Source organism: Mycobacterium sp. FW102-FHT13B02 (assembly GCF_058790275.1).
The window spans coordinates 19682-33657 of sequence record NZ_JBYTCM010000022.1 but is presented as its reverse complement, the minus strand read 5'-3'; the positions used below and the strand labels follow the sequence as shown (position 1 = coordinate 33657).

The window sequence follows — 13976 nt, the reverse complement described above, 5'->3', positions numbered from 1 at the left end:
GTCAGGCCTGCAGCCGACCCGACAACTCATGCGCCTGTTCCAGCAGCAGCCGCCCGAGTTCCCGTCGGCGGCCGGCGCGGAACCGGGTCTCGACGCCCGTCAGGCTCAACGCCCAGCCCGGCAGGCCGCGCCGGTCGAACACCGCTGCCGCCATGCCCCAGCTGCCCTCGACCAGCAGCGCGGGATTGGTCGCGTAACCGGCACGCCGGGTCTGCTCGATGCGCTTGCGGATGGCCGCCTCGGAATGCGCTGTCCCCCAGGATGTTTCGGGCCGTTCCCGGGAGAAGTAGTCGTCCACATCGGCGGCCGGCAGATGGCTCAGGATCGCCAAGCCGGCACTGGCCACGCCGAGCGGGAACCGGATGCCGACCTGCAAGACGTGTGACCGCAACGGGAAGCTGCCCTCCTCGCTGAGCACGCATACCGTCTGATCGCCGCGCCGCGCGGAGAAGAACGCACTCTCGCCGGTCTCGCGGGCCAGTCGGGTCACCACCGCCCGCGCCCGGTCGGTGACGTCGTGGTGCTGTGCCGCGCCGACGCCCAGTAGGTACAGCTCGGGCCCGAGTGACCAGCGCCCGGTTTTCTGGTCCCGGCTGACGAGATGTTCGTCGGCCAGCGCCGTCAGCAGCCGGTGCGCGGTGGGACGGGCCAGCCCCGCCAACTTGCCGAGCTCGGTGGTGGAGGCGCCGGCGGGTTCGGTTGTCGCAACGGCCCGCAGCATCGCCCCGACTCGGGCGACGACGTTCGGACCGGTCATCGGCTCATATTAGACGTTCATTGACTGAACGCTGCTCCCACCAATGCTCATTCTGCGAACACTTTTCACCCGCTTTGAGCAGAGACTTGCCATGTCAGCGCCCTGCCGTGAAAAGTGGGTCCCGCGTTTACTGGATGAACGGAGTGTCATGACCTCGAAGGTGTATGCCTCGGCCGCCGAAGCGGTTGCCGATGTCGGTGACGGCGCCACGCTGGCCGTCGGTGGATTCGGTTTGTGCGGCATCCCCGACCAACTCATCGCTGCCATCGCGGCATCGAGTGCCACCGACCTCGAGGTGTTCTCGAACAACTGCGGTGTCGACGGTGTCGGCCTCGGCGTGCTGCTCGGCCTCGGCAAGGTCCGTCGGGTCACCGCGTCGTACGTCGGGGAGAACAAGGAGTTCGCCCGCCAGTACCTGTCCGGCGAGCTAGAAGTGGAACTCACCCCGCAGGGCACCCTGGCCGAGCGCATGCGCGCCGGCGGCGCCGGCATCCCGGCGTTCTACACGCCGGCGGGTGTCGGCACGCCCGTCTCCGACGGCGGTCTGCCGTGGCGCTACGCGGCCGACGGTTCGGTCGCGGTTGCCTCGCCGCCCAAGGAGATTCGCGAATTCGACGGCAAGCGCTATGTGCTGGAGGAGTCGATCAACGCCGACTTCGCACTGGTGCACGCGCTGCGCGCCGACACCGCGGGCAACCTGGTCTTCAACAAGACCGCACGCAACTTCAACCCACTGGCCGCGATGGCGGGACGGATCACCATCGTCCAGGTCGAGGAGCTGGTGCAGGCGGGCGAGATCGACCCCGACGACGTCCACCTCGCCGGCGTGTTCGTGCAGCGCATCGTGCACACCGGACCGCAGGACAAGCAGATCGAGAAGCGCACTGTCAGCGAGGAGCGCAGCGGATCGCGCATGAGCACGAGCGAAGGAGCCCGCTAGATGACCGGTTGGAACCGTGACCAGATGGCCGCCCGTGCCGCCGCCGACATGATCGACGGCGAGTACGTCAACCTCGGCATCGGCCTGCCAACCCTGATCCCCGGCTTCCTGACGGGCGACGTGCACGTCACGCTGCACTCGGAGAACGGCATCCTGGGCACGGGTCCCTATCCCCGTGAGGATGAGGTGGACGCTGATTTGATCAATGCCGGCAAGGAGACCGTGACGGTCAATCCCGGTGCGGCGTACTTCGATTCGTCGCTGTCGTTCGGGATGATCCGGGGCGGCCACATCGACACCGCGGTGCTCGGCGGCATGGAGGTGTCCCGCACCGGCGACCTGGCCAACTGGATGGTGCCCGGCAAGATGGTCAAGGGCATGGGCGGCGCCATGGACCTGGTGCATGGCGCGTCGCGGGTCATCGTGCTCATGGAGCACACCGACAAGGCCGGCAATCCGAAGATTGTGCCGGTCTGCACACTGCCGTTGACCGGTCAGGGTGTCGTCGACCGGATCATCACCAACCTCGCCGTCATCGACGTGCCCGGCGACGGCACGCTGATCCTGCGTGAAACCGCCCCCGGGGTGAGCGTCGACGACGTCATCGCGGCCACCGGCGCCGAGCTGACGGTCCAGCTCGATTAGGGAGTCGATCACGCCGTTCGGCTGATGCGTGGTGTCCAACTCGGTTCGATGGTGGCGATTCTTCCGCGCGGGTATCACCGAGTTGGGCAGGCTGTCAGCAGCCGCTATCGGGATCACGCAGAAGAGGAGCGTTTCATGAAGATCGGCATCATCGTTGGATCGATCAGAGACGGGCGTGCCGGCGCCGGCGTCGGGGCCTGGGTGGCCGAGCAAGCAGCGCAACGTGGCGATGCACAGTTCGAGCTCATCGACCTGGTGACCTTCGACGTGCCTCTGCTCACCTCTGCGACGGTCCCCGCCGCGGCCAACAAACAGTACGAGTCCGAGAACGTGCAGCGCTGGAGCGCGGCCATCGACGCTTGCGACGGATTCATTTTCGTCACACCCGAGTACAACCATGGCGTGCCCGGAGCGTTCAAGAACGCCGTGGACAGTCTCGGTTCTGAATGGTTCGGCAAGACAGTCGGTTTCGTATCGTACGGCGCTGACGGTGGCGTACGCGCAGTGGAGCAGTGGCGCCAGATCGTCGCCAACTTCCAGATGCTCGACGTCCGCGCCCAGGTGTCATTGTCCCTGTTCACCGAGTTCGGCGCTGACGGACTCACCCCGCTGGAACGGCGCACGGGCGAACTGACGACACTGTTCGATCAGCTGATCACGTTGACCGCGAAGGTGATTGCCTGACCGGCCACTGAGCTCAACCAGCGGCACCCTGCAGCGCTTCCCGACCCGGCGTCGCGCCGGCGATCAGCGGCAGGTCCGGCCGCCGCGACGGGCGACGCCGCACCACCCGGGCCAGCACGCCGCGCACCAGCGGCACCGGTGACCACCAGAACCACCGGCCGAGCAGCCCGGCGATGCCCGGCACCACGAACGTCCGCACGATGAGGGTGTCGATCAGCAGTCCGACGCCGATGGTGGTGCCGACCTGTTCGATGCTCAGTACGTCGCTGGACAGCATCGCGAACATGGTGATGCCGAAGACGATTCCGGCGGTGGTCACCACCCCGCCGGTGCCGCCGAACGTCCGGATCATGCCGGTCTTCACACCCGCATCCGGTCGCGTCACCTCCTCGCGCAGCCGCATGGTCAGCAGCAGGTTGTAGTCCGCGCCGACGGCCACCAAGGCGATCAACGCGATCGATGGCACCGCCCAGTGCAGGTCCCTGCCCAACAGGTCCTGCCAGATGAAGGAGCTGACGCCGAGCGCCGACGCATACGACACCACGACGGTGCCGATCACCACCGCGGCCGCCACCGGACTGCGCAGCATGATGAGGATGATCAGGAAAACCAGCGCGAGCGCGACGGCGGCCAGCAGCAGGAAGTCGTCAGAGACATAGCCACGAAGTTCTGCGGTGCCGGTGCCAAAGCCGGTGACGTTCACGGTGTTCCGGACCAGCGTGCCCTCTTTCGTCGATTCACGCACGGCGGCGAGGATTTCGGGCGAGCGCAGCGCACCGTCGGTGCCGAATACCTTGCCGTCGCCGTAGACGAGCAGCCGCGTCGACCGGCCGTCGGGCGCGAAGTACAACCCGGCCGCACGCTGGAAGCGCGGGTCCTGCCACGCGCGTTGCGGCAGATAGAAGCCACCGGCACCGCTGTCCTGGAAATCCGCCCGGACGCCGCGCAGATAATCCGTCAGTCCGGAGAACATGCCCCGGGTCTCACCGACGGTCTTGGTCAACTGTGTTGTCACCGAGCCGAGTTGGTCGACGGCCGCCCGCATCGAACGCACCGACGCCTGCGCACCGGTGAGCGACCGGGCCATGTCCGTGGTGCCGGCACCGAACTGCCGGGTGCTGTCGGTCAAAGTGCCGGCGGCCGCCACCACCGAGTCCATGGGCTCGACGACCTTGAGCGCCAGCGAGCAGATGGCGTCGTTCGCGCAATTCGGGTTGGCGCCTGTGAAGCCGCGCAACGGGTCCAGGTACTGCGATACCTGGGTGACGTTGTCGCGCAACTGCTGCATGCCACCGTGCATGGCATCGATGCCGGACCCGAGCTGCCCGAGTCCCCGGACGCTGCCACCGAGGCCGTTCTGCAATTGCGTTATCGCCGAGGAGAACTGGTCCAACGTCGCGGATAGCTGGTTGACCGCGCCCAGCCGCTTGCTCAGCTGCGCCACCCCGTCATCGAGCTGGTCGGCGATGGCGCCGGCCTGATCGGTCAGCGCCGCCTGCTCGGGCAGCGAACCAGCCGGCCGCGACGCCGACTGCACCATGCGGATGCCCGGAATCTCCATGATCTTGCGCGTCACCCGTTCGACCGCGATGACGCCTGCCGGGTTGCGCAGGTCGTGATCGGTCTGGATGGAGACGATCTCGGGCAGCAGCCGGTTGGGCGGGAAATGCCGGTCCATGGCCTGATATCCGCGGTTGGCGTGCGTGGTGTCCGGTTGTGCGGCAAGCTCATCGAAGTCCAAGCGCACACCGGCGACCGGGAACGCGCAGATCACCAGCACCAGCGCCGAGGCCACCAGCACCGGCCCCGGCCACCGGGCGACGACGGTGCCCACCCGGCGCCAGCTCCGGCCGAGCGCCTTGGCGGCAACCCGACGGCGCGGTTGCGCCAGCCCATGCCGGCCGGCCAGCCCGACGAACGCCGGCAGCAGCGTGAGTGAGGCGAACATCCCGGTGAGAATGCCGATGGCGCAGGGCAATCCGGCACTTCGGAGCATGCCGACCTGCGCGAACAGCAGACACGACAGCGCCGCCGCGATGGTCAGGCCGGACGCGGCGATCACCGGAGCCACGCTGCGGTTTGCGATCACCAGCGCGTCCTCGTGGTCGACATCAGTGCGCCGCTGTTCGTGGTAGCGGCCCAGCAGGAAGATGCCGTAATCCGTTGCCGCGCCGAGCACCATCGCCGCCAACAGCGAGACCGAGAAGATCGACACCTCGATCAAATCCCGCTCCCCCAGGAACGCCACGATTCCCCGCGCCACCCCGAGCCCCAGGCCGACGGTCAGCAGCGGGATGGCCGCCGTGATCACCGACCGGTACACGACGAAGAGCAACACCGCGATCAGGACCACGGTCACGCCGGTGATCATCAGCATCTGCTTGTCGATGGCGCTCAGCTCGTCGGCGATGGTGGCGCCGGGCCCGGTCACGTAGGCGTGCAGGCCCGCTGGTGCCGGCGCGGCGGCCACGATCCGCCGGACCGCATCCAGGGCGGCGTTCGCCTTGGCCGCGCCGAGCTCGCCGCGAATCCGCAGCATCGTGTAGACGGCCCTGCCGTCGGTGCTCTGCGCGCCGGCTGCCGTGACCGGGTCGGACCACAGGTCCATCACCGAATCCACGTCCTCGGTGTCCGCGCGCAATGTGCTCAGCAGGCGGTCGTAGTAGGCCCGCTCGGGCGCGCCGAGCGGACGATCGCCCTCCAGCACCAGGTAGTTGAGGTTGCCACCCGCTCCGTCGTGGAACTGCTGGTCCATCTGTACCCCGGCCAGGTTCACCGGGGCGTCCGCGGGCAGGAAACCCCGCGCGTGGTTGTGGGCGGTGCTTTCCACCTGCGGCACAAGGAGATTGCCCGCCGCCGCGGCCAGCACCCACAGTCCGATGATCAGGACCGCGAAGCGGCTGCAGAATCTGGCGATGACGTCCCACATGAATCCGAAACTACGAGCGACCGGGGTCCGGAAGCGTCGTGCTGCGGACGAGACCGGGCCTCCTACCGTGGTAGGAGGCCCGAGCCGTCCCGCGAATGATGTGTAAATCCCGGCACCGGCTCTACGCTGGCGGTATGGACTGGCTCCGCGACTTCGCACTGCGTCGTCGCGGTTTGATGGCCTACGACTTCCCGTTCACCGTGCCGGCCGTGATGTACGGCGGCACCGTACTGACGATCGGAGCCGCCGCGGTACAGCGCGACTTCACCAGACCGTGGTTGCTGATCGCCGCCACTGTGCTGGCCCTAACGCCGATCATGACGTTCGTCGTCGCCGGCGTGAAACCCGTCCCATTGGTCGCCGCAACCTTCGGATTGGCCGCGGCAGCCGTGTTGTTGTCGTGGCCAGCAGTCAGCAACGACACTGCGCCGTGCTTGATCCTGTTCGTGCTCGGAGAGGTCTTCGCCCTTGGTAGATGGCGCGACGGGCTCATCGCCGCCGCAGCGTCAGCGGTACTGCTGCTGGTCGCCGCGCGGACCGGGCACCTCGTCACGCCACTGCTGTACTTGGCTTTCCTCCCACTGGCCGCGATGATCGGCCGCATCCTGCAGTTGCAGCAACGTCTAGTCATCGAGGAGCGCGCGCGGCAGGCCGCCCTCGCTGAACAAGCCGCCGCCGACGAACGACGCCGCATCGCCCGCGAGGTGCACGACGTGATCGCGCACTCGCTGTCAGTGACCATGCTGCACCTGACCGGTGCTCGGCGGGCGCTCCAGGAGGACAACGATGTCGACGACGCGGTCGACGCCCTGCTCGACGCAGAGCGGCTGGGCCGGCAGGCCATGTCCGACATCCGGCACACCGTCGGGCTGCTCAGCGCAGGCGAAGTCAAGCCGTTGCGCGCGACCCCCGAACCCGGCATGTCCGATATCCCCGACCTCGTCGCGAGTTTCGCCTCGGCCGGGCTGCAGGTGGACTCCCGCATCGAGGCGGATCCCGCGGACCTCAGCGCGGGAATCGGGCTGGCGCTGTTCCGGGTGACGCAGGAATCGTTGGCCAACATCGCCAAACACGCCCCTACGTCGCCCGTGCAGCTGCGACTCCGTCAGGACAACGGCATCGCCACCCTCTCGGTCTGCAACGAGCTGTCCACCCCGGCGTCTGACATCAAGCCAGGCGCCGGGCTGCCCGGGATGCGCCAGCGCATCGAAACCCTCGGCGGCGAATTCCAGGCCGGCCCCGGACCGGACGGGTGGACGGTGCAGGCTCGGGTGCCGGTCACCCCGACGGCATCCGCGCATTGTGCGATGCAGCGAATCCGGCTGTCACGCAACGGGACCCACAATGACTGAGGGCGCCATCCCAAAAGACGGTTCAACCGTCGACGTCCTGCTGGTCGACGATCAGGAACTCGTCCGCTCGGGCCTGCGCCGGATCCTGCGGCGCAAGGACGGCTTCAGCATCGTCGGCGAATGCGCCGACGGCGACGAGGTACCGCGCGAAGTGCTCCGGTGCCGCCCCGATGTGGTGGTGATGGACCTGCGGATGAAGCGCGTCAGTGGCGTCGACGCGATCCGCGCCCTTCGCACCGGCGGCGGCCCACCGGCCTTGGCGCTCACCACTTTCGACGACGATGATCTGTTATCCGCGGCCCTGCGCGCCGGAGCGTCGGGCTTCGTCCTCAAGGATTCACCGGCCGAGGAACTGATCCGGGCCGTGCACGCCGTCGCACGCGGTGAGGCGTATCTGGACCCGGCCGTCACCGCCCGTGTGCTGAGCGGCTACCGGCGCGCGCCCGGCGCCCCGTCCGACGACGTCGCCGACCGACTGACCGCCCGCGAACTCGACGTCCTGCAGCTGATCGGATCGGGCGCGACCAACGCCGAGATCGCCGGCCGGCTGGTCATCTCGGAGGTGACGGTCAAGAGCCACATCGGGCGCATCTTCACCAAGCTCGACCTACGGGACCGCGCGGCCGCGATCGTCTACGCCTACGACCACGGCGTGGTCGCCCCGAAATAGCCTCAGTCGGCGAACACCCCGCGCATGGCGTCGGCGCCGAACATGGGCTCCATCATGGCCGAGAAGTCCGGGCCGCGACGCAGTTTCTGACCGCCGTCGACGTTGATCAGCTGGCCGGTGATCCATTGCGACGCGTCACTGAGCAGGAACAGCGCCAGGTTGGCGACGTCCTCGACCTCGCCGGCCCGGGGCAGCGGGGTGCACTTCCGGTAATCCTCACGCAGCGGCTCGAATTCGAAGATGCTGGCCGCCACCAGGTCGGTGCGGATCAAGCCGGGGCGGATGCTGTTCGCACGCACCCAGGAGGCCCCGAGTTCGTCGGCCGCCAGCTGCACCAGGTGATCCAGCGCGGACTTGGTGACGCCGTACGGCCCGAACCAGCGGTGGGTGTTGCTCGCGGCGATCGACGAGATACCGACGAACGATCCGCCGCCGCCACGGACCATTTCCCGCCCGGTGTGCTTGACGACGTACATGCTGCCGTTGACGTTCAGATCGACGGTCTGCCGCCACATCTCCGAATCGATGTGGGTCACGGGCCCGACGGTCAGCGAGCCACCGGCACAGTGCACGGCGCCGGAGAGCTTCCCGTTCCATGCGGCGGCGGTCGCGACGGCGCGGGCGACGTCGTCCTCGTCGGTGACGTCGGCGGTCTGGAAGCGGATGACGCCCGGTCCCCCGGCGGCTGAAATCTCGTCGACAGCGGACTGCAGCGTAGCTTCGGTGCGGCCCACGATGAGCGCGTTGCCGCCGGCCGCCACAACTCCCTGCGCGATGGCCTTTCCGATGCCGCTGCCACCGCCGGTGATCAACACGGTTCGATCCGTCAGCCAACCCTGGACTGAAAACTGCACCGATGTACTCCTTTGGACAGATCGACGGGAACACGTCTTGTATACACTTTTCGAAAGTTGTAAACAATGCTGGTCGGACCCCCGAATACGGTCGGATTCGCCGTTCCGCCACACAGCAGCTGGGCGTACGCTGAAATTTTCCTTGACGAAAGCGTGACGCCATGACGATCCACCCGATCTGCCGACGGCTCTTCGTCGCCGGCGGCTTCACCATCGCGACGCTCGCCTCACCCGCCGTTCTCGCCCTCGGCAGCCCGGCATCCACCGCACTACTCGGGGACACCAGCTGCCCGCCGGGAATGACCGAAAATCCGGTCAGCGGTTCGTGTTCCGGGAGCAGTACCGACCAGGGCCCCGCACCGGTCAACGCCGCTCCGAACCAGCTCGGCCAAATCGACGGCATTCCCTGCACCGGCCGCAATACCGGCCAATGCATCGGTCTCTCGGAGGAGCAAGTACCCGGAATGCACCCACACTCGTCGGTGAGTTCCAGCCCGTAACAACAGTCGCCTAAGGTTGTGTAATGCCTGCAAAAACTGATGCCGCCGATATCGGCGACGTGGAGCCCCTGGCCGACAGCACTGCCCGTCAGGCCCGCCGGGTCGTCGCCGCGTACGCCAGCGATGCTGACGAATGTCGCATGTTCCTGTCCATGCTGGGTATCGGGCCCACGAAGCTCGACGCGTGACGGCCCGCGGAGGCAACGACGCTTCTGCGGCGTCCACCGCGAGCCCCGAGACCGCCACGGGCGGCAAGTCCGCCACGAACCCCGTCGGCAACTCCGACTTCGTCGTGGTCGCCAACCGGCTGCCCGTCGACATGGAGCGCCTTCCCGACGGTTCCATCACCTGGAAACGCAGCCCGGGCGGCCTCGTCACCGCACTGGAACCGCTGCTGCGTAAGCAGCGCGGCGCGTGGATCGGCTGGGCCGGCGTCGCCGACAGCGACGAAGAGCCAGTCGCCCAGGACGACCTGACGCTGTGCCCGGTCAAGATGTCGGCCGACGAGATCGCCGACTACTACGAGGGCTTCTCCAACGCAACCCTCTGGCCGCTGTACCACGACGTCATCGTCAAACCCACCTACCACCGCCACTGGTGGGACAGCTACGTCGCGGTGAATCAGCGCTTCGCCGAGGCCACAGCCCGTACCGCGGCCAAGGGCGCGACCGTCTGGGTGCAGGACTACCAGCTGCAGCTGGTGCCGAAGATGCTCCGTGAGCTGCGGCCCGACCTCACCATCGGATTCTTCCTGCACATCCCGTTCCCGCCCGTCGAGCTGTTCATGCAGATGCCGTGGCGCACCGAGATCATCGAGGGACTGCTGGGCGCCGACCTGGTCGGCTTCCACCTGCCCGGCGGCGCACAGAACTTCCTGGTGCTCGCCCGCCGGCTGCTCAACGCCAACACGTCCCGGCACACCATCGGCGTCCGGTCCCGCCTCGGCGAGGTGACCTACGGCAACCGCACCGTCAAGGTCGGCGCCTTCCCCATTTCGATCGACTCGGCCGCATTGGACGCCCAGGCCCGTAGCCGCACCATCCGGCAGCGGGCCCGCCAGATCCGCGATGAGCTGGGCAACCCGCGCAAGATCATGCTCGGCGTGGACCGGCTGGACTACACCAAGGGCATCGACGTGCGGCTGCGCGCGTTCTCCGAGCTGCTCGCCGAGGGCCGCGCGAACCGGCACGACACCGTGCTGGTTCAGCTCGCCACGCCGAGCCGTGAGCGGGTGAACAGCTACAAGATCATGCGCGAGGACATCGAGCGCCAGGTCGGGCACATCAACGGCGAGTACAGCGAAGTCGGCCACGCGGTGGTGCACTACATGCACCGGGCGATCGGCCGGGAAGAGCTCATCGCCTTCTTCGTCGCCGCCGACGTCATGTTGGTGACGCCGTTGCGCGACGGCATGAACCTGGTCGCCAAGGAGTACGTGGCCTGCCGCAGCGATCTCGGCGGCGCGCTTGTGCTCAGCGAATTCACCGGCGCCGCAGAGGAATTGCGGCAGGCGTACCTCACCAACCCGCACCATCTGGACGGGGTCAAGGATGCGATCGCCGACGCCCTGACCCAGTCGCCCGAAGAGGGGCGACGCCGCATGCGCGCGCTGCGCCGCCAGGTGCTGGCTCACGACGTCGACCGCTGGGCCCGGGCGTTCCTCGACGCCCTGGCGCATACCCGCGACTGACGACGCGACCCGACAACCGATTCAGGCCCCGCAGCGTTCGCTGTGGGGCCTGAATCATGTTGGGGTGCTTGAAAATCGGTGCGTCAGAAGATCGGCGTCATCTCGTCGATCAACCACTTGCCGTCGATCTTGCGGTAGTCGACCTTCAGCCTGCTGCCCTCATAGTTGGGTTGCTTGCGCTCATCGGTGATGACCCGGTTGACGAACGCCAGCACCGAGCCGGAGTCCCGGTGCGACGAGATCATGCCCGCACCAACCACATTCACCTGGCTGATCAGCTTGCGCTTCACCGCGTCGTTGAAGATGTTGTTCTTCGCCGTCAGTTCTTCGTACCGCTTGCGGAATGCCGGCGTCATCAACGTCAGCGCCTGCGTGGTGCTGCGCTGCACGCTGCTGTACTCGTAGCCGAGAATCTGTGGGATCTGGGACTTGGCCAGGTCCGGCAGTTCCTCCGCCGTCGCCTGCTCGCCCGCGAGCTGCACGTGCTTCCAGTACTCCGAGCCGCCGAGCGCTCCGAGCGCCACCACGGCGACCGCCAACAGTGCGCCGAGCGCTGCCAGCAATCGGTTCATCAGTTGCCCCCGTCCGGGTACTTGATGTCGTACGCGCTCATATGACCGCTGTCGTCCTCCCGGATGAACACCCGTTGCCGGTACGGCGTCGACGGCTGGTTCACCCCGTTCATGTCGGCCAGGGTCACGCGGACCGTCACCAGCACCTTCGCGATGTTCGAGGTGTTGTCGACGCTCTCCAGCGCCGCCGCGGTGATAACCGCTTCCGAGTTGGCCTGCGTCTGCTTGAACAGGTACTTCAGGTTCTCGGCATTGTTGCTCTGGTTCATCATGTCGCGCAGCGGGCCGGGGCCGATGCCGCCCAGGAAGCGGTTCACGCTCTCGTCGACCGTGTTCTGGGTGTAACTGAACATGTTGACCACGGTCTGCTTCGCGGTGTCCACGAACCGCTGATCGCGGTCCTGCGTCGCCTCGACCTGCCCATTGCCATGCCAGAGGAACCACGTACCGCCGGCCAGCGCCGCCACCAGCACGGCGACGACCGCCAGACCGATGGCCGCGACCAGGGACCGGTGCGGCTGTCGCCGCGGGGCCTGGATCGCCGGCCGTGCCGACGTGGTGGTTCCCGACGGTGGTGCCGCCTTGCTCGTGGTCGACGGAATCGCCACGTCGAGCACCGTCGAAGCCTCTGCGGAACCGGCGCTGCCGGCGGGCCGTGAAGCCCGCCGACGCACGCGGCTCACCGGCGGCTGCGACGTCTCGTCCGTCGCAGCCGGTTGGTCACTCATCAAACCTGCCTTGGATCCTTCATGAGGTCGACCCAGGACTCGCCTGAGTCACCATTGTTCGAGCCGGCGTTGAACACTCCTGTACCGCCGGCAGGGTCGGCGAAGACCCCGCTGTTCGCATCGTACGTCGTGCTCTGCGGTCCCTTGGGTCCGCTCGCCTGCGGCTGCCCGTCGGGGCCCGGCGCCGGCGGGTTGTTGATCGCGTACGGCGGAGTCACCTGATCCGGCGGCGCGAAGAACGGCCAGGGCAGCGGCTGCGGGCCCCGGTCGCTCGGCGGGTACGGCAGCGGGAACGGCGCGTTGGGTGCGGGTCCCGGCCCGGCGGGCACCCCCGGCGGCAACTGCACCGACGGCGGGCCCGGGTCGTAGTCGGCACCCGGCGGAATCATGGGGAACATGTTCGGCGGGGTGATGTTCCGCGGGTCGTTGACCGGGGTGTCGTACGGCACTGGCGGACCGCGCCACGGGTTGCTGCCGATCGGCACGTAACCGCGGGGGTCACGGCACAGCTGAACCGTAGGGGCGCGCTTGCCCGGGTACTCCATGCAGGGGTAGTTGCGGGCACCGCGGACGGTGCTCGGGTCGCTTTGCGCGGTCTTGCAGTACAGGTCCTTCGGCAGATCGCGCACGGTGGTGTCAGCCGGCGTGCGGATCTCCGGAGCCGGGATGAAGCCCGTCACGCATGGCGGCTGGCCGAGGCTGATCTTGAAGTCCAGCTTCGCGCCTTCGTCGATGGGCAACCCACCGGCGTCGGTCAGCAGTGCCGCGATCAGCGCCGGGAAGATCACCAGCGCCTGCTCGATCGACTTGTGGTAGATGACGCCGATCCGGCCGAAGCTGGCCAAGTTGGCTGCCAGCATCGGGAACGTCGGGCGGATGCCGTCGAAGGTCTCGTTGACGGTCTGGACAGCGCCCGGGACGGTCTTGAGCACCGACCGGAGCTGCGGGTCGGCATGGGCGGCCTCACCGGTCAGCGTCGCGAGACTGCTCGCCATGGTCTTGATGTCGGCACCGGCACGAATCTGTGCCTTCAACAGCGGGCCGGCCTGGTCGATCAGCTTGTCGATCTCGTTCGTGTTGGCGTTGGCCTCGTCCACCAGCAGCCGCGACGACTGGATCATGCGCGCCAGTTCCGGACCGGATCCGTTGAACGCCTTGAACGACTCGCGGAGCAGGTCCTGCAAGCGCGTGTTGCTGATGCTGCTGACCAGGGACTGGGCCTGGTTGAGCAGGTCCACGATGTCCTGGCCGACCGCAGTCCGGTCGACACCGATGGTGGCGCCGTTCTTCAGCACGTTCTTCGAGGGGCTGGCCGGCGGCACCAGGTCGATGTACTGCTCACCGATCGCGGACACGCTCTTGACCGTGGCCGTGACGTTGTCCGGCACCGGGGTATCGGAGTTCAGCCGCATCTGGGCCGTCACGCCATTGTCGTTCAGACCGACGTTCATCACCCGACCGATCGTCACGCCGCGGTAGGTGACGTTGGCGTTCTGGTAGATACCGCCGCCGACGACGAACTTGGCGTCCACCTTGTAGACCCCCAGGCCGACCGCCGCCGGCAGGTGCAGGTAGGACGTCGTGATCAGGGCAAGGCAGATGATGGTGACGACACCGAAGATCGCCAGCTGGAACCGCGCAAGACGGGTCAACAA

At 67.5% G+C, this 13976-nt stretch carries 14 protein-coding genes; 8 read left to right on the top strand and 6 right to left on the bottom strand.

The genetic code is table 11. The features are described from left to right. Position 1 precedes the first annotated feature (1 nt). Positions 2-757 carry an IclR family transcriptional regulator gene (locus tag AC3WTE_RS26795; protein WP_492442458.1) on the bottom strand — a complete coding sequence of 252 codons (756 nt, stop codon included), beginning with the start codon at positions 755-757 and terminating at the stop codon, positions 2-4. Between the two features lie 148 nt (positions 758-905). On the opposite strand from AC3WTE_RS26795, the gene AC3WTE_RS26790 reads away from it, so the two are divergent. The 3 genes from AC3WTE_RS26790 to AC3WTE_RS26780 all read left to right on the top strand — a co-directional run bounded on the left by AC3WTE_RS26790 (position 906) and on the right by AC3WTE_RS26780 (position 3026). Then, positions 906-1697: a CoA transferase subunit A gene (locus AC3WTE_RS26790; RefSeq protein ID WP_492442456.1), complete on the top strand. Its 792-nt coding sequence runs from the start codon at positions 906-908 to the stop codon at positions 1695-1697. Next, positions 1698-2342 (top strand): 3-oxoacid CoA-transferase subunit B, encoded by a 645-nt coding sequence (locus AC3WTE_RS26785; RefSeq protein WP_492442454.1) that lies wholly within the window; start codon positions 1698-1700, stop codon positions 2340-2342. Positions 2343-2477: 135 nt separating this feature from the next. Continuing rightward, positions 2478-3026: an NADPH-dependent FMN reductase gene (locus tag AC3WTE_RS26780; protein WP_492442452.1), complete on the top strand. Its 549-nt coding sequence runs from the start codon at positions 2478-2480 to the stop codon at positions 3024-3026. Between the two features lie 13 nt (positions 3027-3039). Here the strand turns inward: AC3WTE_RS26780 and AC3WTE_RS26775 are convergent, their stop codons facing one another. Beyond that, positions 3040-5955, bottom strand: coding sequence for an MMPL/RND family transporter (locus AC3WTE_RS26775; protein ID WP_492442450.1), 2916 nt, complete (start codon positions 5953-5955; stop codon positions 3040-3042). A gap of 134 nt (positions 5956-6089) precedes the next feature. Between AC3WTE_RS26775 and AC3WTE_RS26770 the strand changes: the two genes are divergently transcribed. Both AC3WTE_RS26770 and AC3WTE_RS26765 read left to right on the top strand, forming a co-directional pair. Continuing rightward, entirely contained in the window at positions 6090-7307 is a 1218-nt protein-coding gene (locus AC3WTE_RS26770) for a sensor histidine kinase (protein ID WP_492442448.1), read from the top strand. Next, positions 7300-7977, top strand: coding sequence for a response regulator (locus AC3WTE_RS26765; protein WP_492442446.1), 678 nt, complete (start codon positions 7300-7302; stop codon positions 7975-7977). The genes AC3WTE_RS26770 and AC3WTE_RS26765 overlap by 8 nt, the downstream gene beginning before the upstream one ends. A 2-nt stretch (positions 7978-7979) precedes the next feature. Here AC3WTE_RS26765 and AC3WTE_RS26760 read toward each other — a convergent pair whose 3' ends face one another. Further along, positions 7980-8831: an SDR family oxidoreductase gene (locus AC3WTE_RS26760; RefSeq protein WP_492442444.1), complete on the bottom strand. Its 852-nt coding sequence runs from the start codon at positions 8829-8831 to the stop codon at positions 7980-7982. Between the two features lie 161 nt (positions 8832-8992). Here AC3WTE_RS26760 and AC3WTE_RS26755 point away from each other — a divergent pair, with 161 nt between their 5' ends. Genes AC3WTE_RS26755 through AC3WTE_RS26745 form a run of 3 tightly spaced genes read left to right on the top strand, consistent with a single transcriptional unit; the run spans position 8993 to position 11021 of the window. After that, positions 8993-9331 carry an intersectin-EH binding protein Ibp1 gene (locus AC3WTE_RS26755; RefSeq protein ID WP_492442442.1) on the top strand — a complete coding sequence of 113 codons (339 nt, stop codon included), beginning with the start codon at positions 8993-8995 and terminating at the stop codon, positions 9329-9331. Between the two features lie 23 nt (positions 9332-9354). Then, positions 9355-9519, top strand: a complete 165-nt coding sequence (locus AC3WTE_RS26750; RefSeq protein WP_492442440.1) for a hypothetical protein — start codon at positions 9355-9357, stop codon at positions 9517-9519. After that, positions 9516-11021, top strand: coding sequence for an alpha,alpha-trehalose-phosphate synthase (UDP-forming) (locus AC3WTE_RS26745; protein WP_492442438.1), 1506 nt, complete (start codon positions 9516-9518; stop codon positions 11019-11021). Before AC3WTE_RS26750 ends, AC3WTE_RS26745 begins: the two co-directional genes overlap by 4 nt. A gap of 83 nt (positions 11022-11104) precedes the next feature. Here the strand turns inward: AC3WTE_RS26745 and AC3WTE_RS26740 are convergent, their stop codons facing one another. The 3 genes from AC3WTE_RS26740 to AC3WTE_RS26730 are packed head-to-tail and all read right to left on the bottom strand — an operon-like array spanning position 11105 to position 13976. Then, the gene (locus AC3WTE_RS26740; protein WP_138250770.1) at positions 11105-11593 is read right to left on the bottom strand and encodes a mammalian cell entry protein; all 489 of its coding nucleotides are present in this window, start codon (positions 11591-11593) and stop codon (positions 11105-11107) included. Continuing rightward, on the bottom strand, positions 11593-12321 hold the full coding sequence (locus AC3WTE_RS26735; RefSeq protein WP_492442436.1) for an Rv1363c family protein: 729 nt from the start codon (positions 12319-12321) through the stop codon (positions 11593-11595). The genes AC3WTE_RS26740 and AC3WTE_RS26735 overlap by 1 nt, the downstream gene beginning before the upstream one ends. Next, positions 12321-13976 (bottom strand): MCE family protein, encoded by a 1656-nt coding sequence (locus tag AC3WTE_RS26730; protein WP_492442581.1) that lies wholly within the window; start codon positions 13974-13976, stop codon positions 12321-12323. Before AC3WTE_RS26730 ends, AC3WTE_RS26735 begins: the two co-directional genes overlap by 1 nt.

What these genes read in the sequence shown, in the direction of transcription:
- AC3WTE_RS26795 (WP_492442458.1), bottom strand. Translation starts at nt 757, where the DNA reads ATGACCGGTCCGAACGTCGTCGCCCGAGTCGGGGCGATGCTGCGGGCC.
- AC3WTE_RS26790 (WP_492442456.1), top strand. Translation starts at nt 906, where the DNA reads ATGACCTCGAAGGTGTATGCCTCGGCCGCCGAAGCGGTTGCCGATGTC.
- AC3WTE_RS26785 (WP_492442454.1), top strand. Translation starts at nt 1,698, where the DNA reads ATGACCGGTTGGAACCGTGACCAGATGGCCGCCCGTGCCGCCGCCGAC.
- AC3WTE_RS26780 (WP_492442452.1), top strand. Translation starts at nt 2,478, where the DNA reads ATGAAGATCGGCATCATCGTTGGATCGATCAGAGACGGGCGTGCCGGC.
- AC3WTE_RS26775 (WP_492442450.1), bottom strand. Translation starts at nt 5,955, where the DNA reads ATGTGGGACGTCATCGCCAGATTCTGCAGCCGCTTCGCGGTCCTGATC.
- AC3WTE_RS26770 (WP_492442448.1), top strand. Translation starts at nt 6,090, where the DNA reads ATGGACTGGCTCCGCGACTTCGCACTGCGTCGTCGCGGTTTGATGGCC.
- AC3WTE_RS26765 (WP_492442446.1), top strand. Translation starts at nt 7,300, where the DNA reads ATGACTGAGGGCGCCATCCCAAAAGACGGTTCAACCGTCGACGTCCTG.
- AC3WTE_RS26755 (WP_492442442.1), top strand. Translation starts at nt 8,993, where the DNA reads ATGACGATCCACCCGATCTGCCGACGGCTCTTCGTCGCCGGCGGCTTC.
- AC3WTE_RS26750 (WP_492442440.1), top strand. Translation starts at nt 9,355, where the DNA reads ATGCCTGCAAAAACTGATGCCGCCGATATCGGCGACGTGGAGCCCCTG.
- AC3WTE_RS26740 (WP_138250770.1), bottom strand. Translation starts at nt 11,593, where the DNA reads ATGAACCGATTGCTGGCAGCGCTCGGCGCACTGTTGGCGGTCGCCGTG.
- AC3WTE_RS26735 (WP_492442436.1), bottom strand. Translation starts at nt 12,321, where the DNA reads ATGAGTGACCAACCGGCTGCGACGGACGAGACGTCGCAGCCGCCGGTG.